Raw genomic sequence first — 18,463 nt, forward strand, 5'->3', positions numbered from 1 at the left:
TCGTTTCATCGGTACGGTCAAAAAAGAGGGTGGGAAGTCACGCTGCGGCGCGGTGAAATGGCTGCGACAGTGGTGCCCGGATGTCGCCGGGCGCCTGACGCAGCATGACGCCGGTCCGCGAGGGCGGGAACTAGGTGGAGGTCCCCTTGATGGCGCTTGTCATCCGGCGGTGCCAGTCAACGTCGTTCCAAAGCCTGGAGAAGTGCGGTTCGGAGAAGTTCGACGTGCAGATGCCCTCCCAGCCGAGCGCGAGCGCTTTGGGAATGGCGTACTCCGCAACCGTCTTGACGTAATCCCACGCGGATCGTCCTTCGGGGGACGTGAAATCGTCAAGGAGGATGTGGGACCACCCTTCGGTCGTCCAGAGCGGGCGTCCGGCCCTCCGGGCGGTTTCCGCCCATCGGGTCATTTCAGCCCCGAGTAGGCGGTGCCATCGATCTGGGTCAGGCCAGTACACCTCGTCGAGGCTGTCGACTTGTTTTTGCCAGGCGCCGGGAAACCCGAAATCATCCAGCGCAAAGTTCGTCAGGGCGGCAAAATCCGTCACATTACTGGACAGCCAGACGTGTGTCTCGATGAGATCCAGGGACGTGAAGTCGAGGTCGTGCACGGATTCACTGATGGGGGCGAGCGAGACCGTGAATCGCAGGTGCGGCCATCGCGCTCTGAGCTCGCCAGCCGGCAGGAAGTATTGGGAGATGGCCCTACGTTGCGTTTCGTCCCACGTCCATCCTCCCGTGACAGCCTGGCCTGGAACATTTGCCGCAGCCTCTTCGGGTTGACCGAAAATGTGCTCGTAGGCTGCGGGAAGCCAATCGGCGAGGGGGAATTCGTTGCAAAGGTCGACATATTCGATGACGTCGAGAAGACCACGGTTCTCGAGGAATTGCAGGGTCTCCCGCCACACGCGGCCGAGATCGTTCGGGGTGGTGATCATGAGCCGCCGATGCTCGTCATCGTCGTTGAACCAGCTGGAAAGGGCCACGGTGACGTTCCTGTCGCGGCACAAGTTCAAGAACTGGGCCAGGGAGTCACCGGGCGCGGTTACGGGGACCTTGTCACCGTGGGGGCCCCACATGAAGTGATCTGGTTGCGGATGCACCAGAAAAGACTCGCTCGTGTCGCCGTTGATGTCCGCGGCGATCAGGTGCGGGAACGCGTCGATACGTACGCAGTCGTAGCCCCGTTCGACGAGCTCGTCCAGGATCCCGGCGACGTTCTCATATTCCCGTTGCTGCCCGGTGCGGCGTAGTAGCCAGGAAAAATCCCACATAGTGATGGCTTTTGGCATAACTCTTCATCCGTTTCGGAGAATTGCGGAGGTCACTGACGATGAGGCTCACGTGGTCGACGCGGCGGGCGCCAATCCAGGTTGCGATAGCGGATTGTCTCGGTCAGCCCGCTCTGGAGCGCGAGCGTCGCGGCCTCGGCGATTGCCTGCGCCGCAAGGCCGTCGCGCAGAGGCGCCGGCACCGGAGTGTCCGCCTCGAGCGCGGCGACGAAAGCTCGGAGGGCTGCCGCATACGTCGGCTGTACGCGCTCGAACCACCCGGCGTGCAGGGGGTCGAGCAGGATGCCGTCGCCCTGGTACACGGCGACGTTGCCGCTCCGCTGCCGGCGAGACTCCACGAGCCCCGTCGAGCCCATCACCTCGATGCGCTCGTCGTAGCCGTATCCCGTCCGTCGGACGCTGTCGATCTGCACGAGCGCGCCGGAGGGCAGGGTCAGTGTCGCGACCGAGGTGTCGACATCGCCGAACGAGGCGATCGACGGGTCGACGAGAGCCGACCCCGTGACCGCTACCGACACGGGATCCTGCGCCGTGATCCAGCGCAGCAGGTCGAAGAAGTGCACGGTCTGGTCGCGCATCTGACCGCCCGAGACTTTTAGGTACTCGACGGGCGGCAGAGACGGCCCGCGCGAGCTCATCTGCACGAGTTCGACGTCGCCGACGCCGCCGGATGCCACGACGCGCTGGAGAGCGGCGTGGTCGCGGTCGTAGCGGCGGTTGAAGTCGAGGTTGGCAGGTACGCCACTCTTCTCGACGTACGCGACCACCTCGTGGGCCTCCGCAAGGCTCGGCGCGATGGGCTTCTCGACCATCACGGCGAGGCCGGCGTCGGCGGCGGCGCGGAGGTGCTCGGCGTGGGTGTCGGTCGACGAGCCGATGAAGACCGCGTCGATGGCGGCGGGATCGAACACCTCTCCCAGAGAGGTCACGGCACGGGCGCCGTACTTCGACGCGAGCGCCGTCGCGCGGGCGGTGTCGATGTCGTAGACGACGGCGAAGTCGACGTCGGGGTCGGCGGCCAGGTTGGCGGCGTGGACGGTGCCGATGAACCCGGCGCCGATCAGGGCGAATCGCTGCATGATGGTGCTTTCTGTGGTGGTGCTCGGGCGAAGGGGGTCAGCCGACCAGCGTCGACATCAGGGTGTACATGGCGGAGGCGACCGCCTGCGGGTCCTGCTCGTTGGCCCTCGTCGAGAACATCTCCGAGCACCACCAGCCGTCGTAGCCGGTCGACTTGATCGCGTCGACCCACTGCTGCAGCGGGATCGCACCACCGCCGATGACGACGTCGCGGTGGACGTTCTGCTGAGGGGTGTCGTTCTCGCGGTCGAGGTCGAAGCCGTCCGAGAGGTGCACGGCCTTAATCAGCTCGACGGGCAGGGCGCGCACCTCGTCGAGGGTGTCGCCTGTCGTCCAGAAGTGCCAGGTGTCGAGGGTGATGCCGACGTTGTCTCGACCGGCCTCCTCGATGATCGCGAGGGCCTGGCGGCAGCGGTTGAGGCGGGCCCAGGCGAGCGGCTCGAGGTACAGCGAGAGGCCGAACTCACTGGCTATGTCGGCCGCGTCGCGCACATTCGCGGCGGTCACGCGGATCGCCTCGGCCTCGTCGAGCCCGAGGGTGGCGCGGTACCGCGTGTCGTCGTCAGCCAACGGCCCGGCCTTGAAGTCTTTGACGATCCCCCAGTCGACGGGGCCGGTGCACATCTGCACGATCGGCGACCCGACCACCACGGCGATCTCGCACATGCGGCGCACCTCGGCGAGATACCCCTCGCGGGCGGCGCCCTGGCGTTCGAGATCCAGGATCGCGCCGAGACCGGTGACCTCCAGACCCTCGAGCAGCGGCGGCAGGCTCTCGACCGCGTAGCCGGCGTCGAGGTATCGGTAGAGCTTGGGGCTCTGCAACTCGATGCCACCGAAACCGGCGGCCTTCGCGTACTGGATGTCGGTCACGACATTGCCGTGGAACGTCGTGGTGACGTTCATGGAGATCTTGGTTGTGGTTGCTGTTCTCGCGGCGTTTTGTAAGGGCATCATCACGGCGTTCCTTCTCGAGGTGCGAGCGGAGGCCAACCGTTTCGCCAGGTGGTGAGGAAGTCGGCGGCCCGGATAGCGAGGTCGTCCTGGGTGGGAGCGAATGATCTCCAGATGGAAGCGGCGGTGGCGATGCTGGCATTGTCGGCCGTGAACGATTCAAAGCCCAGGAAGCCTTGGTAGTCGACGGCGGCGAGGTCTCGGCGAATCTGCTCCCAGTCCAGGTGGTCCTCTCCTGGTGCGCCGCGGTCGTTGCCGCAGACTTGCATGTGGAGCAGCCGCGGGCCGGCGTCGAGGATCGCTTGGCTCATCGATTTTTCTTCGATGTTCATGTGGTAGCTGTCGAGGTTGATTCCGACACCGGCGGCAGGAATAGTGTCAATGACCTCCATCAGCTGCTCGACCGTGTTGATGAGACTGGTTTCGTACCGGTTCAGCGGCTCCACGGCGAGAGCGACGCCGCGAGTTGCCGCGTAGTCGCCGAGTTCGGTTAAGGATGTTCGGAGCGTGTCGTAGGCAGCGACTCTTTCGTCCGCGGCGAGTTTCCAGACGCGACCGACCGCGGTGTACATGGGGCCGATGACGAGTTCCGAGCCCTGGGCGACGGCTAGGTCAATGGCGGATCGGACGTACGCCTTCGTGGTCTCGATCTCGGCGTCGGGAGCGCAGGTCAGGTTGCGTCCGTCGCCGAAGACGGCTCCGACGACGGAGCGGATGCCATAGGTCTGGAGCAGGTCGCGGGCGTGCCCTGCGGTCCAATCGGACGCGTTTTCGTAGGCGAGTTCGACGGCGTCATAGCCCCAGGTGGGCAGTCGCGGGATGAGTCGGTCGAGTGCGGCATCGGTGAGGGGCGAGTACCACACGAACGTATTGACGGCGATGGGCAGGTTGTCGTTGGTGGCGGTCATCGCCTCGTCCTTCTCGTGTGAGTGTCAGCGGGGAAGTCTTGCCGGGTGAGGGTGCCCAGGTAGGCGCCAGCGTCTTCGACGGCTCGGTCGGGATCCGATTCCGCTTCCGGTGATTCGTCTTCGAAGGTGACCCAGCCGGCGAACGAGCGTTCCGCAAGAGTGTTGAGAATGCCAGGGATGTCGACCGTCCCGGTTCCTGTAGCAGCCCAGCTGCCGTCTACGGCGACATCTTTGATGTGGATATGGTCGATCAGGTCCCACCAGGTGTCGAGGATGCGGGAAGGATCCATGCCGCCGACGGTGATGTGGCCGATGTCGGGGGTGAATCGTAGCTTTGTCGGGCTCATGAGATGACCGAGCCGGTCGTAGTCGTCGGCGGTGCGAAAGACGGAACCGGCAGGTGAGTTCGGGTGGACGGTACAGGTGACGCCCACGTCGGCGGCGCGGTCGGCGATGGCTGCCATGCAGGACACGGCGGTGTCTTGCCGGCGGAACAGGTCGTCCCTGTCCGGCCCAGGGGTGTTGACGAGGACGATTTTCGAGTCAGGGTATCCGGCGACGGCGCGAATGACTTGATCTGCCTCGACCTTCTCCGCGGGAGTCTCGGTGTCGTTCCTCCAACTGTGGACAAGGACGATGGCCGCAAGATCCAATCCAGCGGCGTCAAGGCTCGAATGAAGGCCCGATTCTGTCCAGCTCGGTCCGAGCATCAGCGTCTCGGCCTCGAAGCCAGTGAACCCGGCCCCCTTGGCGACGCGAGTCATGTGGTCGATGTCGCCTCGGTAGCGGTCGCCGGACATTTGCCAGCTGTAGGTCTGGCAGGCATAGCGGAGAGTGTTGAGATGGTTCATTCAGTGACTTTCGAGGTGATCCAGCGCTCGACGAGGGTGTTGTACCGGTCGAGTTCTTCCCAGTGGTGCACGTGTCCACTGTCGGCGAACACGTCGAGGTCGGCGCCAGGGATGTCTCGCTGGATGCGCAAACTTTCGGCTAGGGGAACAAACCGGTCTTGGCCGCCAGCGGTGACGAGCACAGGGACTGCGACGTCTGGAAGTCGGTCGATGGTGTTGTGGTTGATGCAGGCAGCGACCTGCGAGGCGAAAGACTCGGCTGTGGTGGACGGCGGATCAGTGCGTGCCGCCTCGAGCTCGTCCAGTCGGCGTTCGAAGCCGGCTGGCGTCCACACGATTGTTTGCAAAAGGCGCGTGAATGCCGCCTCGGACAAATGCTGGCGAGCGTCGACGAGTGCGTCGAAGATCGCTTTCGAGAAGGGGCCGGTTTCGGCCCAGGTGGCGGTCAAGACGAGACCGTTGACGAGGTTCGGGTGCCGGAGGGCTAGGTGCTGCGCGATGGCGCCTCCCATGGAGATGCCTACAACGGTGACACGGCCAAGCTTCATCCGTTCGATGAGGTCCGCGACGTCGTCGGCCATGACGGCAGTGCTGTACGGCCCCGCGGGGTTCGGAGACGGTGACACGCCCCTGTTGTGGACGGCGATGCATCGGAAGCGTTTCGACCACGAGCGGATGTGCGCCTCCCACGCATCGGCACCCGCGCCGAGACCCATGATGAGCACGAGAGGGTTCCCGGCTCCGCGTTCGATGTGCTCGAGCGGGACGGTGTCGGTCATCCTTTGAGTCCCCGCTGGCGAATCGCGACTGGATTTGCCGACTGAGCAGGCCGTAGACGATGAGGGGTGGCCAGATCGCGACGAAGATCGCGCCGATGAGGTAGCCCCAGAAGGTGGTGAACAGTCCTTGGAATTCCGCCAACCCCAGGGGGACGGTGAAGTTTTGTGAGGATCGGATGTAGATCAGGGGGAAGAGGAAATCATTGTAGATCCACAGGGAGTAGATGGTTCCGATGGTGGCGAACGCGGAACGGGTCATCGGCAGAATGACGCTCCAGAGGATACGGATGCGTCCGGCGCCGTCGATCATCGCTGCTTCTTCGAGTTCTCGAGGAACGGCCATCATGCTGGCTCGGAGGAACAGGACGGCGAATGGCGCCCAACTGAGGTACTGCAGAATCAGCGACAGTTTGGTGTCACTGAGGTTTAGCGCGTTCATCTGCAGGAAGGACGGCAAAGCGATGATTTGCGCCGGGACGAACTGCCCGGCGATGAAGATCAGGAAAAGGATGTTCCGTCCCGGGAATCGCAGTCGGGCGAAGGCGTATGCGGCCAGCCCCTCGAGGATCAGGATTCCGAAAACGGAGATGACGGTAATGAGGACGCTGTTGCCGAACAGGGTGGCGAAATCGCCTTGTTGCCATGCGTCGACGACGTTCTGCCAGGAGAACGACGTCGGCAGCTGGAACGGTTTGGCGACGATCGCGTCGGACTTTTTGAAGACGCTCATCGTCAACCACGCCAACGGGGCGAGGATGACGAGGGCGAGTGCCCACAGCCACACGTATGAGACGGACTTGGCGAAGAGGGAGTAGCGGGCGAATTTCACGACACCTCCAAGGGTGGTTGAGGTGCAGGCAGGTCAGTCATTTGCGGCGCCTCCGCGGGTGAGTTTCAGTTGGACGACGGCGATGATCAGCAGAATCAGGAACAGCACCATGCCGACGGCGTTGCCGTAGCCGACCCGGTTGCCGCTGAAAGCGACGCTGTACAGGTAGGTGACGATGGTGTCGGACGCATGATAGGGCCCACCGGATGTCATGACGTAGACCTGGTCGAAGAGGCGGAATGCGGACACGATGCCGAGCAGGAACACGACAGACGCCACCGGTCGGATCACCGGGAACACGATCCGCCAGAGGATCGCGGATTGGCTTGCCCCATCAATTTCGGCTGCTTCGAGCATTTCGGTGTTCACCTGGCCGAGGCCGCTGATGAACATCAAAAGGAAAGCCCAAAGCCCTGAAGCATCATGGTGACGATGACGGTTGGCAGCGCCCAGGTCGCACTCCCGAGCCAGGGTTGCGCCCAAGCCCCAAGGCCGACGGCGCGGAGGATAGCGTTCAGCAGTCCTTGCGAGGGGCTGAAGATGAAGATCGCCAGCATGCCAACCGCTATGGTCGAGATGACCATCGGGGCGAAAAACACCAGTTGGAAAAACCGGCCGCCCTTGATACCCGCCGTGATGATCGCCGCGAGAAGGAACGATCCGAAGCACTGCACGACAACGACGCCGAGAGCGACGAAGAGGTTGTGCAGCACCGAACTCCAAAACAGCGGATCGGTAAAAAGTTCGGTGTAGTTGCCGATTCCTATGAACTGCGCCTGCGAGAGGTTCAACCCGTCCCAGTCGAAAAAGCTGAGGACGAACGCGAACAGGATGGGGAAGATTTGAAAGGCGGCGTAGAGGACCCCGGCGGGGAGCACGAGCCCGTAGCCGGCAAGTGTTTCCCGCAACTGGTAGCGGTCCCGACCTGCGACGCGGGTGGACTTTCGAGGGGTGATGGTGGCGACAATCCCAGTCGATGCCATGAGGCTCCTTCTTATCCGGGCGGCCGACAGGAATCGGCCGCCCGGAGTGGTGTCAGGGTTTTACTTGCTGAGCTTCGCTTGGGCGGCGACGGTGGCCTGCTCAAGTTGCTGAGCGAGCTGGTCCGGGCTGACCGATCCGCTCATGAGGCCGACGCTGCCTTGCCAGATGTAACGGGTGTAGATATTGGTGTCGATGGCCTGGTCGTTGAACAACGCGGCGCCCGTCGGTCCGGCATTTGCGCTGAACGAATTGACCTTCGAGAACAGCTTTTTCAGCAGCGGGTCGGTGACGTTGACCTTGTCGGCGTCGAACTGATACGGCGGTGTGGTGAACTGCCGTCCGGCCCAGTCGACGAGGACGCTGGGCTTGGTGAAGTACTCGAAGAACTTCTCGACCGCTTCACGGTCAGCATTTTTGGAGGCGATGATCGTGTCGTTGGACAAAGTGACTTCGTTCGCTTTACCTTCTCCCCCGTTGACGGCCGGAAACAGCATCACGCCGGGATCAAAGGACGGCTTCGTGGTGCGCATGGTCGACAGGAACCAGGAGCCCATCTCGTAGAAGCCGACGCCGCCGCCGAGGAACTGGGTGTCCGTGGTGGCCTGGGCTTCGCCGAGGAATCCGCTCGGGAACAGGGGCTTGAATTTCAGGTAGTCCTCGAACGCCTTCACGACTTGGTCGTCGGTCCACTTGACGGTGTCGGGAACGCCAGCGACGGTGGTGCGGTTGTACAGCTGCGTCGCCTTCGTCGATCCAAGTCGGCGCTGCACAAGGTCGTTGAGGTAGTGGCCGCCTGGCCACTGGTCTTTGGCGCCGATGATGATGGGCGTTCCACCACCTGACTTGATCTCTTTCATCGCCGCGATCCAGCTGTCGGTGTCGGTGATGTCGGAGGGCGAGATGCTGTACTTCGACAAGACCTTCGGGTTGTACCAAACGGTGTTGCCCACGGTTGCACCGTCGGACAGGCCCCAAATTTTTCCGTCGAGTTCCGCGCCTGCGGTCGCCCCCGCGAAGGCGACCTTCTTGATCTTGCTGTTGTAGAAGTCCGTCAAATCCATCAGCCGTCCCGCTTTGGCGAGGTTGTACACCTCGGGCCCGGAGATGTCAGTGGCAAGGCTCGGCGGCCGGCTCGAAGAGAACGCGTTTCGAACGGCCGGCTGATAGGTGGATCCGCTGGAGGGTTGCACCTGATTGGTGACGCTCACACCGGTCGATTTCTTGAACGCAGCAAAGAGTGCCACCGCGTTCGCTTTGGAAGTGGGGTCAGACCAACGGTTCATGAAGGTCAACGTTCCGGAGCCGGATGCGCCGCCGGGACTGCAAGCGGTCAGGAGTCCGCCAGTGGCGGCGAGGAGTCCAAGGCCTCCCGCGCCGCGCAGAAGATTGCGGCGCGAGATCGAGGTCTGCGGAAAGGAAAGAAAGTTGTCAGGCATTGTTCCGTCGCTTCTTTGAGAGGGATTGACAGGGTGGAGGGGATGGTGGTCAGGCGGTGCTGACCGCCCAGGATGCTGCGTTCAGCAGCAGCGTCTGCACGGGCGTCTCGAGCAGGTCGTCGGGGTGACCGAGGCTGGTGTAGAACGTTTTTCGGTTATCAGGTTTGCCGTACCAGGCGACCAGTCCAGGGTGGGAGTCGGTCTCTGGGTTGATTGGCGAGCCTTCGAGGATGGGGCGGCACCATGGCTGCGGGTCCGTGACGTAGAGCCACGAGCGCACGGTGAAGGCGTCCGGGAGGCCGTGGATGAGCTCGCTCGGGGCGCTGTCGTCCACGGTGACGCGGGTTCGCGACGAGTGTCCGTGGTGGCTTATCCAAGGCGAGCCGAGAATGTCGCGGCCGAAGCCGGCGTTCCACGATGCCCAAGCGGATGAGTCTGGGAAGTGGAAGGCGTGGGTCGAAGTTCGCAGGCCGATGACGGGTCGTTTGCTGTCCAGGTACTTCTGGATGCTCCTCATCTGATCGTCGGGGAGAACGCGGAAGCGTGTGTAGACGATAAGGAGGTCGGCGTTGTCGATGGCGTCGATGTTGTCGAAGCTCGACTCGGGAAAATCTGGCTCGTCGTCAATGATGTCGGGGATGAGGAGGTCGACGTGGGCGTCGAGCTTCTCGGAGAGAAGCGTGGCGATGGGGGCGAGAGTCTGGTGAGAGTCGTATTCCGGTTCCCCGGCGAGGATGACAATGCGCAGGGTCATGATGCGGTCCGGGCTGCAAGAGCGTCAGCAGTGGCGCCGAACGGGTAGAGGATGATCTTTCCGCAAGCTCCGGCGTCTTGAAGATCCATGGCCGCGCTGACTTCTTCCAGGGGCATGCGGTGCGTGATTTGGGTGTCGATCAGCGTTCGGGAGCGTCGGATCGACGTCCACATGGCGTCGCTGCTGGTGAGGTGGTTCCAGTGCCAGCAGGCGTGCAGGGTCATGCCCGACGGGATGACGGGGCCGAGGGTCAGTTCATTGGTCCACGCGACGACGCCCAGGTCGGCGCGAGGCCGCAGCAGGGTCATGAGGCCTGCGCCGGCCGACCGTGCACCGCTGGTTTCGATGCCTTTGTCGGCACCCCACCCGCCGGTCGCTTCCTTGATCGTCTTGGCGGTGTCGGGGTCTCGCGGGTCGAGGACGGCGGCGCCCATGCGTCCGGCGAGATCAGCCCGGTACTCCTGCGTTTCCAGGGCATAGACGCGGGCGCCGCGGGTGACGGCTTGGGCGATGCCGCCGAGGCCGACGGGGCCGCAGCCGGAGATGACGACGGTGTCGAGGGCGTTGGTGGATAGCCGCTGATGCGCTTGAAAGGTGGGGCCAAATCCGCAGCATGCCATCGCGGCATGCTCGAGGCTGATGTCGTCGGGGACGGGCACGAGGAGCCAGTCCGGTTTGAGGACGTATTGGGCAACGGTTCCGGTTCCGAATGCGGAACCGGTCTCGGTGAGGACGTCTCGCTGGAAGGGGCAGTAGATGTGTTCGCCGCTGAGGCAATAGCGGCATCGCCCGCAACCGAATTGCGGCATGACGACGACGCGTTGTCCCGTCGTCACTCGGGTGGACGTCCCAGCGTCGATGACGATCCCGGCCGCTTCATGACCGACATGGTCAGTGAGGTTTCCCGACGCTCGGTCCCGGTACTCGGTGCAAAGGGGTGCGACGAGGATCTGGACGACGACGACGTCGCCGCCAGAGTGAGGGTCAGATTGCTCGACGATGTCAACGACACCGGGGGCGGTGATGGTGGCAGCTTTCATGCGGTGCGCTCCAGGATGTTCTGGGTGGTGTTTATGAGCTCGTGGACAAAGGGCACGGCCGAGGCGGCGTCTCGTTCCGTGTCGGGCCAGAAGCAGAAGTCGACGGTCCACCACGGCAGCCGGCCGAGAACGGGGGCGACCGCTTGCACGAGGTCGTCAAAATCAATCAACCCTCGCCCGAACGGGACATGTTCGCTGGTGTCTTCATCGTGCAGGGTGCCGTCACTGTCGATGATGTGGAAATGCTTGATGCGGTCGGCTAGGAGGGTGGCGTAACGGGCGACGCCGCCGTCGATATGTTCGGGCTCCCCAAACTGTCGAGCGCTCATGACTGCGGTCATGTAGGCGTGGGAGGTGTCGAAGAGAATTCCGAAAGCAGGATTGGTGACGGCGTCGAGGACTCGGAAGACCTCGGAAGGTCTGCTGAGCCAGAATCCGGGCTCGAACTCCCACACGAGATCGACTCCGGCATCGGCGCATCGTTCCGCGGCACGGGTCCAGGCGGTCGTGAGGCGGTGGAATCGAGCCGGATCGAAAGGCCCGGGTGCCGCAATGGTGTCGGTACGGAGGATGCTGATGTCCATTCGCTGACAGAACCGGAGGGCACTATCCACCCGAGCGAGGTAATCCTCCAGGGGCGCATCGGCCGGTGGGGCCGTCGTGAAGTCGGGAGCGAAGGCGGAAATCGACAGCCCATGATTTTGAATGGCGGCTTTGAGCACGGAGGTCGCTGACACGGTGGCGTAGTCCTCGTCGTGGGGGTGAGGGCGAAATCCATTGATGTCGATCCCGTCGTAACCGGCGTCGGCAACGTAGCGGCACACCCGGTCGAAGCTCCAAGGGTCGGAGGCATACGGCCCGAAGGAGAACGCCCAGCTCCCAAACGCGACACGGGGCGCCGTCGAAGTGGCGGGGTGTTTGTCCATCAATGTCTGCTCCTCAGCGTCGTTGCTGAGTCACGATGCTAAAAGCCCGTCCGACTCGGCGGATTGCAGATTCCAGCCCCGTATTTGTAAATTCCTAACAGCGCCGCTCTTTGCGATGGCCTGGATGCTTGTTCCAGCGTGAGAATGAGCGGACACAATAGGGACAGGATGGGTGCGGACATGACATTGCCACTGACGGGTTCCGTCTTGGATTTCGGGGCAACGATGGTGCGCGCCTTCGACGACGTCGATGATGTCTTCGTTTTCGTCAAGGATGACCAGCGCCGCTTCGTGGCCTGTTCGTCGCCGCTGGCACGACTGCTGGGGTATCGAGACGCCCAGCAGATCATCGGGATGCGAGACGAGGAAGTGTCTCCCGAATACTTCGCTGACCACTACCGACGACATGACACGAAAATTCTGGAGACCGGTGAAAGTCTCATGGACCTGGTCGAACTCGTCCGGAATGTGGAAGGCGGTTACGACTGGTTCGTGACGACGAAAGTGCCTGTTCTCGGCAGTGACGGTCGACCGGTCGGACTCGTGGGACACACGCGAGCGTTGACATCCCGGGATCCGTCCACAGAAAAACTGCTCACCTTCGCCCCAGCGGTCGAGCTCATCTCCGCCCACTATGACCGATCAATAACGGTGGCGGAGATGGCGGCCACGATGAATTTATCCAGTGGTGCGTTCTCCCGAACGTTCAAGGATCGGTTCGGATGTACGCCGTATCAGTACCTGCGCCGCACGAGAATAATGGCCGCCTGTGACCTCCTATCCACGACAGACCTTTCCCTGTCGGAAATCTCCTCACGATCGGGTTTCTACGACCAAAGCCACTTTTCGCGAGAATTCCGAGCCGACCGCGGGCAGACTCCGTCTGCCTACCGCCAGCAATTCAGTGGCGTGCGATCGCAATACGCCACACGCATTCCCCTGGGATGAAAGGTTCGCGGAAGGCGGCTGACCCGCCCGCTTTCCTGTCCCGGACAAGTTGAGCCCCGCAAGAACAAGAAACGGCATCAACGGCAACGACCCTTACGTCACCCATGCCACAGCGGCAGGGCGGCTAGTCTCCCAAGACTGGTCAATATCGAAATCGAAATCGACAAAAGGTTTGCCAACATGGCGGCGGCAGGCGGCGAAGAGCCGATCGGTCACGGCCTCAGCATCGGGTCGGCGTTCTCGGATGGAGTGGCGAAATTACAGGCGCGGCTACAAGCGACCAGAAGCGGTCGCCGTCATCGAGTCCTAGCCGCCAACGGCCCGACTTCGCAGTCCCCGGTACCGTCTAGGGGCGGATTGGCGTACCAGAAACTGGCTCCGCCCAACACTTCCAAAACCATCCGACCCCCGAAAGGCCTCGCGCCCAAAAACAGGGCATGCGGGGCCTTTGTCGTTTCGATACGAGAGCGCTCCCTGTACGCCAGCGCCATCGGGCGAAATCGGCCGGAAAACAAGCGAAAGCCCCCGATGCGAACCGAAGACTTTTTGCTTGGGTCGATATACGTCATCAAATGAGATGAGATTCGTCATCGACCCTCGAGCGGAGCCGGTGGGATTTGAACCCACGGTGCCCAAAAAGGGCACTCCACCTTAGCAGGGTGGTGCACTAGGCCGAACTATGCGACAGCTCCTGAGTGCCCGGCTGGCGAGCACACGGCCTCCACTATAGCGGCTGCGGAGCCGGGAGCCCATTCGGGAGAGTCCTGCGATCGTCGCCGGAGGCCGGGTGGGCATCGGTCCCCCATCATGTCCTCCTTAAGACCCACAAAATGCCCCCCGATCTGGGTGCTTCTGTCCCCTTGTCCTCATTTATGTGGACCCGTAGGGTCATACCAACAGCCCGTTCCACCCCGGTGAAACCCGAAGCTGCTGGAGGGCCCGAATCTTCCAGGAGCCACCGCCGAACGAGCCATTCCGTCGCGCATCGATGCCGACACACAGCGCCCTGCGAGGCCGAACACCCCTGATCCCGGCCTCGCAGGGTCTCACTCCCGTTCTCCCCTGGGCGGTCGAGTGATACCGAGGCCGCCCCGGGAGATGGTTACTCCCGGGGCGGCCTTTCTTCGCGGGTCGTGCGACCGCGCTCACCTAGAACTTGTAGGCCACCGAGCAGGTCTTGTCGGCGGCGGTCTGGCCGGTGAGCCCGCTGATCGTCGAGGTCGGTGCCGTGGCCGTCGGCGTCGAGCCACCCGACGCAGGAGTCGTCGCACCACCCGACGCAGGAGTCGTCGCACCACCCGACGGCGGCGCGGACGCCCCACCGCCCGAGGCACCAGCACCAGCACCAGTACTCTCCGACCCGACGCCCGTGCTCCCGGACGGGATCGTGAACGGCTTGTCCGCCTTGATCGCGTCGAACAGGAGCCCCGCGGTGGTGACGTCGGGCTGGACCTTGCCCGAGTACACGCCCGTGCCACCGGTCGAGCCGGGGTACTGGACGAAGTTGACGTTCTGCAGCGGAAGGTCTTTCAGCGCCGAGCCGATCTCGATCATCGTGCTGGTGTTGTTGAGGCTGTTCGAGAGCGTCATGTTGCTGGCCGCCGCCCGCGCAAGCTTGTAGAGCTTGGCCGGACTCTTCAGCACGCCGCCCGACTTGATGGTGCGCAGCATGGACGACAGGTACACCTGCTGCGACGAGATGCGACCGAGGTCGGAGCCGTCGCCGACCCCGTGACGCGTCCGCAGGAAAGCGAGGGCCTCCGCGCCCTGCAGCGTCGACGATCCGGCTGGCAGGTCGAGGTTCGTGAAGGAGTCGTGGATCGGCTTGTTGACGCAGACCGGCACCCCGCCGATGGCGTTGGTCATCTCGATGACGCCGTTGAACGAGATCAGCCCGGCGAACGGGATGTCGAGGCCGGTGAGCCCTTGACGGTCTGCACGACGCAGTTGAGGCCGCCGTACGAGAAGGCGTTGTTGATCGGCTGCGCCGACATCGCGCTGTACGACCCCTTGCCGTCTTCGCGAGGACAGGACGGGATCGGGACGACGAGGTCGCGGGGGATGCTGACGGCGGTGGCGTTCGTGTGGTCGGCGGACACGTGCAGGAGGATGTTGACGTCGTTGAGGGTGGCGTCGCGGTGGCCGAACTCGTGCGTGCTCTGCTTGGCGTCGTTGTCGGTGCCGACGATGAGGATGTTGAATCCGCCGGCGTACGCGCCGATGCCCGCCCCTGCTTCGCCGCCGGCTCGGTCTTCTCGCCGGAGAGCGCGACGCCGGAGCCGAGATCGTCTCTGATCTGCTTCAGCGCGATCGCCCCGACGGACACGCCACTGACGAGGACCACCGCGACGGCGATCGCGACCGTCTTCACGACGAAACCGACCGGGCCGCGACGCGCGAGCCTGCCGTGCCGGGCGACACCGGGCTCGTCGGTCGCGCGGGCGGCGCGCGCCGCTCGGCGCGGGCTCTCGGAGTGGTCGTTCAGGTCGCTCACACGGGTCCTTTCACAGGCGGACGAATCGTTCTCGGAAGGCGGACCTCCCGGGGGCGGTAACACCGAGCAGGATCACGCGCGGTGCCGTCGAAGGGGCTCGCACCCGGCCGGATCGTGTCGCGGCTCCCCTTCGGCGAGAGGTTCTCGCGAGGGATTCACGACGCCCGGCCGGTGAACAAGATTTTGAATTGTAGCCGGGAAGACTCCACGAATGTCGAGAGAGCCGCCGGTCAGTGAGCTGCGCCGGACTCGGCGACGAGCGCGTCGAGGGTGATGCGGACCACGCCGCGGGCGGCGCGCTCCGGCCGCATCAGCGCTTCGATCCTGCGCCCCGCTTTCATGTCGGAGAGCGGTTTCAGCAGGAAGCGCCCGGCTGCCCGCTGCGACGACGACGTGCGCGGCAGCAGCGCGACGCCGTGGCCGGTGGCCACGAGGTTCTCGATCAGCGGCAGGTGCACGGTGCGATGGACGACCTCGGCGCGGACGTTCGACACCAGCGACATCGTGGTCAGCACGCGGTCGAGCGGGTATCCCTCCGGCACGCCGATCCAGGGGTCGCCGATGACGTCGGCCACCGTCACGGTCGATGCGGACGCCAGACGATGGTCGAGCGGCAGAGCCACGTCGAGCGGCTCGCGCAGCAGGGGACGACTGTCAGGCCCGCGGTCGACGGAGACGTCACCTCGTCGGACCGGTGCCCGACGACGAGATCGTGGTCGAGCGTGCGCGGGGCGAACTCCTCCTGCCCCACGTCGAGGTCGACGAGGTGGAGCTCGATGTCGGGGTAGTGCTTCATCCGATCGAGCAGCCCCGGTACGAGCAGTTCGGCGGCGGACGCGAACAGGGCCACCTCGACGCGACCGGCCGTGCCGCCCCGGAACGCCCGCCACGCCGTCTCGGCCTCGGCGATGGCGGTTTCGATGCGCGCCGATCCGGCGGCGAGCGCTCGCCCTGCGTCGGTGAGCTCGACGCCTCGCCCGACCCGCCGCACCAGTTCGGCGCCGACCTGTCTCTGCAGCGTCTTGAGCTGCTGCGAGACGGCGCTGGGCGAACGGTGGGTCGCCCTGGCCACCGCGGTCACGCTGCCGCGCTCGCCCAGGTCGCGCAGGATCGAGAGCGCGGCGACATCCATGAAGGAAGCCTACAGAGACAGTGCACGACTTTGCGCTTTTTCTTCATGACGATCCCGGTCACGCTGGAGGCATGACCTCCCGCGATCGTCTCCTGGCGGCCCTCGTCGCCGTCATCTGGGGGCTGAACTTCCCGGCCACCGCCCTGGCCCTCGAGCACTTCCCGCCGTTCCTCATGGTGGCGGTGCGGTTCGGCCTGCTCGCGATCCCGACCGTGCTGTTCGTGCCGAGGCCGGCGATCCCGGTCCGTTGGCTCCTCGCCATCGGAACCGGCCTCGGGATCCTGCAGTTCGCCTTCCTCTACCTCGGGATGTCCGCGGGCATGGAGAGCGGACTCGCGTCGATCGTGCTGCAGGCGTCGGCGCCGTTCACGGTGCTCATCGCGGCGGCGGCGCTGCGGGAGCGCATCTCCGGCCGGCAGGCGATCGGCATCGGGATCGCCGCTGCCGGGCTCGCCGCGATCGCCGTCCACCGCGCGCAGGTCTCCGCGATCCTGCCCGTCGCCCTGGTGCTGGCGGCGGCCCTCGGCTGGGCGCTCGGCAACGTCGCGTCCCGGAAGGCGGCCGCCCCCAACGCCCTGCACCTCACCCTCTGGATGTCGGTGGTGCCTCCGATTCCCCTCTTCGTGCTCTCGTGGGTCTTCGAGGGGCCGCGGAGAATCGCAGGATCCCTCGGCACCGCTTTCACTCCGGGCGCGCTGCCGTCGCTGTTCGGGCTGCTCTACGTGGTCGTCGTCGCGACCGTGGTCGGCTACGGCCTCTGGAACGGGCTGCTCGCCCGCTACCCGTCGAGCACCGTCGCGCCGTTCTCGATGCTGGTGCCGGTGATCGGCGTGCTGGCGTCGTGGCTGGCGTTCGGGCAGGTCCCCGACGCCGTCGAGCTGGGCGGCGGGGTGCTCGTCGTGGGCGGTGTGCTGTTCGCCAGTCGGCGGCGCCGTGCCCTGCCGCGCAGCCCAGCAGAACCGGCCGGGGCGGCCGATCGCTTTGCGGAATCGGCTCGCCTCGCCGAGGCTAGTTCCCGACCGCGACCGTGACTCGACCGCCCTTCCAGGTGACGTCGTACCCGTTCGCCGACAGGACGACACCCGACGACACGAACTCGTCGGGGAGCGAGCACGACGAGAGTCCGAGGCCGGCATTCGGCGACTCGGAGCCGTCGAGCGAGAGCAGGCAGTACCCGCCGCTCGATCCCGCCTCGCGGGCGATCCAGATCCGCGTCTTGGCGGGCGTCGTCGCCACGAGGCGCGTCGACGACGGAACGTACGTGATGTTCGCGCCGGGCGTGGCCGCGTAGCGGTCCTCGGAGGTGGCACTCCGAGCCAGGAGGGCTTCGGCCGCCAGGATCTTCTCGCGCGAGGAGGCCACGACCGACGGGTCGCCGTCGAAGAGCTCGGAGCCGACGGACGGGCTGGGGTCGAGGCTCGGCGCGAAGCTCGGCGCGGCCGACGAGCCGGTGACCGGGGGAAGCAGGACTCTGTCGACGAGTGCCCCGCCGATGAGGCCGACGACGAGAGCGGCCCCGAGTCCGGTCACGAACACTCGGCGGCTGGGCCGCCAGCGAGAGGGCGCAGGATCCGCCCCCGCGTCGCCGGGCCGCTCGCCCTCCGGCACCGCGGCGTCTCCGACCGAACCGGCCAGAGTGCCGTCGGACGGAGCCTCGTCGGGCCCGGCCGCGTCGAGAGCACGCCCCTCGCGCTCGCCGTCGAGCGCGGCGGTCGCACGGGCGGCGTCATCGGCCTCGAGTTCGTGCCGGGCGGCGGCACTCTCGGCGGGTGACGCCGTCTGCCCGTAGGCCAGGAGCTCAAGGGCTCGTCGACGCTCGTCGTTAAGCACGAGTGCAGCCTAGAGCGTGTCTCACTTCACCGCGGGTCGTGTGAGACACGCCCTGGATGACCGCTCGTGACGCCGTCCGTCGACAGGGAATGCCGCGGGTGCCACAGTGGTTGCTGCAAGTGCTTCAGGGACGGTGAGATTCCGTACCGGCGGTGACAGCCCGCGAACCCCGTGCGATCACGGGGCCGAACCGGCCAGCAGACCCCGTGACAGGGCGATGCGATTCC

The 18,463-nt window shown here is 64.8% G+C and carries 19 protein-coding genes, 1 tRNA gene and 1 pseudogene; 2 read left to right on the forward strand and 19 right to left on the reverse strand.

Features of this window, described 5'->3' with window-relative positions; all coding sequences use genetic code 11:
• Positions 1-130 precede the first annotated feature (130 nt).
• The 13 genes and pseudogenes from QUE79_RS01060 to QUE79_RS01120 all read right to left on the reverse strand — a co-directional run bounded on the left by QUE79_RS01060 (position 131) and on the right by QUE79_RS01120 (position 11,832).
• Positions 131-1,291 carry a cellulase-like family protein gene (locus tag QUE79_RS01060; RefSeq protein ID WP_286345033.1) on the reverse strand — a complete coding sequence of 387 codons (1,161 nt, stop codon included), beginning with the start codon at positions 1,289-1,291 and terminating at the stop codon, positions 131-133.
• Positions 1,292-1,323: 32 nt separating this feature from the next.
• Positions 1,324-2,370, reverse strand: a complete 1,047-nt coding sequence (locus QUE79_RS01065; RefSeq protein ID WP_286345034.1) for a Gfo/Idh/MocA family oxidoreductase — start codon at positions 2,368-2,370, stop codon at positions 1,324-1,326.
• A gap of 37 nt (positions 2,371-2,407) precedes the next feature.
• Positions 2,408-3,277, reverse strand: coding sequence for a sugar phosphate isomerase/epimerase family protein (locus QUE79_RS01070; protein WP_286345035.1), 870 nt, complete (start codon positions 3,275-3,277; stop codon positions 2,408-2,410).
• Between the two features lie 50 nt (positions 3,278-3,327).
• Positions 3,328-4,233, reverse strand: coding sequence for a sugar phosphate isomerase/epimerase family protein (locus QUE79_RS01075; RefSeq protein ID WP_286345036.1), 906 nt, complete (start codon positions 4,231-4,233; stop codon positions 3,328-3,330).
• Positions 4,230-5,084 carry a sugar phosphate isomerase/epimerase family protein gene (locus tag QUE79_RS01080; protein WP_286345037.1) on the reverse strand — a complete coding sequence of 285 codons (855 nt, stop codon included), beginning with the start codon at positions 5,082-5,084 and terminating at the stop codon, positions 4,230-4,232. Before QUE79_RS01080 ends, QUE79_RS01075 begins: the two co-directional genes overlap by 4 nt.
• Positions 5,081-5,863 (reverse strand): alpha/beta fold hydrolase, encoded by a 783-nt coding sequence (locus tag QUE79_RS01085; RefSeq protein WP_286345038.1) that lies wholly within the window; start codon positions 5,861-5,863, stop codon positions 5,081-5,083. Before QUE79_RS01085 ends, QUE79_RS01080 begins: the two co-directional genes overlap by 4 nt.
• Positions 5,864-5,999: 136 nt before the next feature.
• Positions 6,000-6,593: pseudogene (locus QUE79_RS25020) on the reverse strand (carbohydrate ABC transporter permease); the annotation flags it as partial.
• 132 nt (positions 6,594-6,725) lie between these two features.
• Positions 6,726-7,085: a carbohydrate ABC transporter permease gene (locus QUE79_RS01095; protein ID WP_286345040.1), complete on the reverse strand. Its 360-nt coding sequence runs from the start codon at positions 7,083-7,085 to the stop codon at positions 6,726-6,728.
• Entirely contained in the window at positions 7,085-7,675 is a 591-nt protein-coding gene (locus tag QUE79_RS01100; protein WP_286345041.1) for a carbohydrate ABC transporter permease, read from the reverse strand. Before QUE79_RS01100 ends, QUE79_RS01095 begins: the two co-directional genes overlap by 1 nt.
• A 60-nt stretch (positions 7,676-7,735) precedes the next feature.
• Positions 7,736-9,112: an ABC transporter substrate-binding protein gene (locus QUE79_RS01105; protein ID WP_286345042.1), complete on the reverse strand. Its 1,377-nt coding sequence runs from the start codon at positions 9,110-9,112 to the stop codon at positions 7,736-7,738.
• Between the two features lie 49 nt (positions 9,113-9,161).
• Complete coding sequence (locus QUE79_RS01110) at positions 9,162-9,866, reverse strand: ThuA domain-containing protein (protein ID WP_286345043.1); 705 nt, start codon at positions 9,864-9,866, stop codon at positions 9,162-9,164.
• Positions 9,863-10,906 (reverse strand): zinc-dependent alcohol dehydrogenase, encoded by a 1,044-nt coding sequence (locus QUE79_RS01115; protein ID WP_286345044.1) that lies wholly within the window; start codon positions 10,904-10,906, stop codon positions 9,863-9,865. Before QUE79_RS01115 ends, QUE79_RS01110 begins: the two co-directional genes overlap by 4 nt.
• Positions 10,903-11,832 (reverse strand): sugar phosphate isomerase/epimerase family protein, encoded by a 930-nt coding sequence (locus tag QUE79_RS01120; RefSeq protein WP_286345045.1) that lies wholly within the window; start codon positions 11,830-11,832, stop codon positions 10,903-10,905. Before QUE79_RS01120 ends, QUE79_RS01115 begins: the two co-directional genes overlap by 4 nt.
• Before the next feature lie 180 nt (positions 11,833-12,012).
• Here QUE79_RS01120 and QUE79_RS01125 point away from each other — a divergent pair, with 180 nt between their 5' ends.
• Complete coding sequence (locus tag QUE79_RS01125; RefSeq protein WP_286345046.1) at positions 12,013-12,780, forward strand: AraC family transcriptional regulator; 768 nt, start codon at positions 12,013-12,015, stop codon at positions 12,778-12,780.
• 602 nt (positions 12,781-13,382) lie between these two features.
• Here QUE79_RS01125 and QUE79_RS01130 read toward each other — a convergent pair.
• From QUE79_RS01130 to QUE79_RS01150, 5 genes are all read right to left on the reverse strand, one after another.
• A tRNA-Ser gene (locus QUE79_RS01130) sits at positions 13,383-13,472 on the reverse strand.
• Between the two features lie 457 nt (positions 13,473-13,929).
• The gene (locus QUE79_RS01135) at positions 13,930-14,646 is read right to left on the reverse strand and encodes an LCP family protein (protein ID WP_286345047.1); all 717 of its coding nucleotides are present in this window, start codon (positions 14,644-14,646) and stop codon (positions 13,930-13,932) included.
• A gap of 23 nt (positions 14,647-14,669) precedes the next feature.
• The gene (locus QUE79_RS26285; protein ID WP_491018495.1) at positions 14,670-15,002 is read right to left on the reverse strand and encodes an LCP family protein; all 333 of its coding nucleotides are present in this window, start codon (positions 15,000-15,002) and stop codon (positions 14,670-14,672) included.
• Positions 15,003-15,504: 502 nt separating this feature from the next.
• Positions 15,505-15,897: a LysR family transcriptional regulator substrate-binding protein gene (locus QUE79_RS01145; RefSeq protein WP_286345049.1), complete on the reverse strand. Its 393-nt coding sequence runs from the start codon at positions 15,895-15,897 to the stop codon at positions 15,505-15,507.
• Positions 15,852-16,406, reverse strand: a complete 555-nt coding sequence (locus QUE79_RS01150; protein WP_286345050.1) for a LysR family transcriptional regulator — start codon at positions 16,404-16,406, stop codon at positions 15,852-15,854. Before QUE79_RS01150 ends, QUE79_RS01145 begins: the two co-directional genes overlap by 46 nt.
• A 71-nt stretch (positions 16,407-16,477) precedes the next feature.
• Here QUE79_RS01150 and QUE79_RS01155 point away from each other — a divergent pair, with 71 nt between their 5' ends.
• Positions 16,478-17,437 (forward strand): EamA family transporter, encoded by a 960-nt coding sequence (locus QUE79_RS01155; RefSeq protein ID WP_286345051.1) that lies wholly within the window; start codon positions 16,478-16,480, stop codon positions 17,435-17,437.
• Here the strand turns inward: QUE79_RS01155 and QUE79_RS01160 are convergent.
• Positions 17,415-18,236 carry a hypothetical protein gene (locus QUE79_RS01160; RefSeq protein ID WP_286345052.1) on the reverse strand — a complete coding sequence of 274 codons (822 nt, stop codon included), beginning with the start codon at positions 18,234-18,236 and terminating at the stop codon, positions 17,415-17,417. The two genes, QUE79_RS01155 and QUE79_RS01160, sit on opposite strands and share 23 nt — an antisense overlap.
• Positions 18,237-18,463: the final 227 nt, after the last annotated feature.

This window comes from Frondihabitans sucicola (genome assembly GCF_030296615.1).
Classification (GTDB): Bacteria; Actinomycetota; Actinomycetes; order Actinomycetales; family Microbacteriaceae; genus Frondihabitans; species Frondihabitans sucicola.

What these genes read in the sequence shown, in the direction of transcription:
- QUE79_RS01135 (WP_286345047.1), bottom strand. Translation starts at nt 14,646, where the DNA reads ATGACCAACGCCATCGGCGGGGTGCCGGTCTGCGTCAACAAGCCGATC.
- QUE79_RS01085 (WP_286345038.1), bottom strand. Translation starts at nt 5,863, where the DNA reads ATGACCGACACCGTCCCGCTCGAGCACATCGAACGCGGAGCCGGGAAC.
- QUE79_RS01075 (WP_286345036.1), bottom strand. Translation starts at nt 4,233, where the DNA reads ATGACCGCCACCAACGACAACCTGCCCATCGCCGTCAATACGTTCGTG.
- QUE79_RS01155 (WP_286345051.1), top strand. Translation starts at nt 16,478, where the DNA reads ATGACCTCCCGCGATCGTCTCCTGGCGGCCCTCGTCGCCGTCATCTGG.
- QUE79_RS01115 (WP_286345044.1), bottom strand. Translation starts at nt 10,906, where the DNA reads ATGAAAGCTGCCACCATCACCGCCCCCGGTGTCGTTGACATCGTCGAG.
- QUE79_RS01150 (WP_286345050.1), bottom strand. Translation starts at nt 16,406, where the DNA reads ATGGATGTCGCCGCGCTCTCGATCCTGCGCGACCTGGGCGAGCGCGGC.
- QUE79_RS01110 (WP_286345043.1), bottom strand. Translation starts at nt 9,866, where the DNA reads ATGACCCTGCGCATTGTCATCCTCGCCGGGGAACCGGAATACGACTCT.
- QUE79_RS01105 (WP_286345042.1), bottom strand. Translation starts at nt 9,112, where the DNA reads ATGCCTGACAACTTTCTTTCCTTTCCGCAGACCTCGATCTCGCGCCGC.
- QUE79_RS01065 (WP_286345034.1), bottom strand. Translation starts at nt 2,370, where the DNA reads ATGCAGCGATTCGCCCTGATCGGCGCCGGGTTCATCGGCACCGTCCAC.
- QUE79_RS01120 (WP_286345045.1), bottom strand. Translation starts at nt 11,832, where the DNA reads ATGGACAAACACCCCGCCACTTCGACGGCGCCCCGTGTCGCGTTTGGG.
- QUE79_RS01095 (WP_286345040.1), bottom strand. Translation starts at nt 7,085, where the DNA reads ATGTTCATCAGCGGCCTCGGCCAGGTGAACACCGAAATGCTCGAAGCA.
- QUE79_RS01060 (WP_286345033.1), bottom strand. Translation starts at nt 1,291, where the DNA reads ATGCCAAAAGCCATCACTATGTGGGATTTTTCCTGGCTACTACGCCGC.
- QUE79_RS01070 (WP_286345035.1), bottom strand. Translation starts at nt 3,277, where the DNA reads ATGAACGTCACCACGACGTTCCACGGCAATGTCGTGACCGACATCCAG.
- QUE79_RS01080 (WP_286345037.1), bottom strand. Translation starts at nt 5,084, where the DNA reads ATGAACCATCTCAACACTCTCCGCTATGCCTGCCAGACCTACAGCTGG.
- QUE79_RS01100 (WP_286345041.1), bottom strand. Translation starts at nt 7,675, where the DNA reads ATGGCATCGACTGGGATTGTCGCCACCATCACCCCTCGAAAGTCCACC.
- QUE79_RS01125 (WP_286345046.1), top strand. Translation starts at nt 12,013, where the DNA reads ATGACATTGCCACTGACGGGTTCCGTCTTGGATTTCGGGGCAACGATG.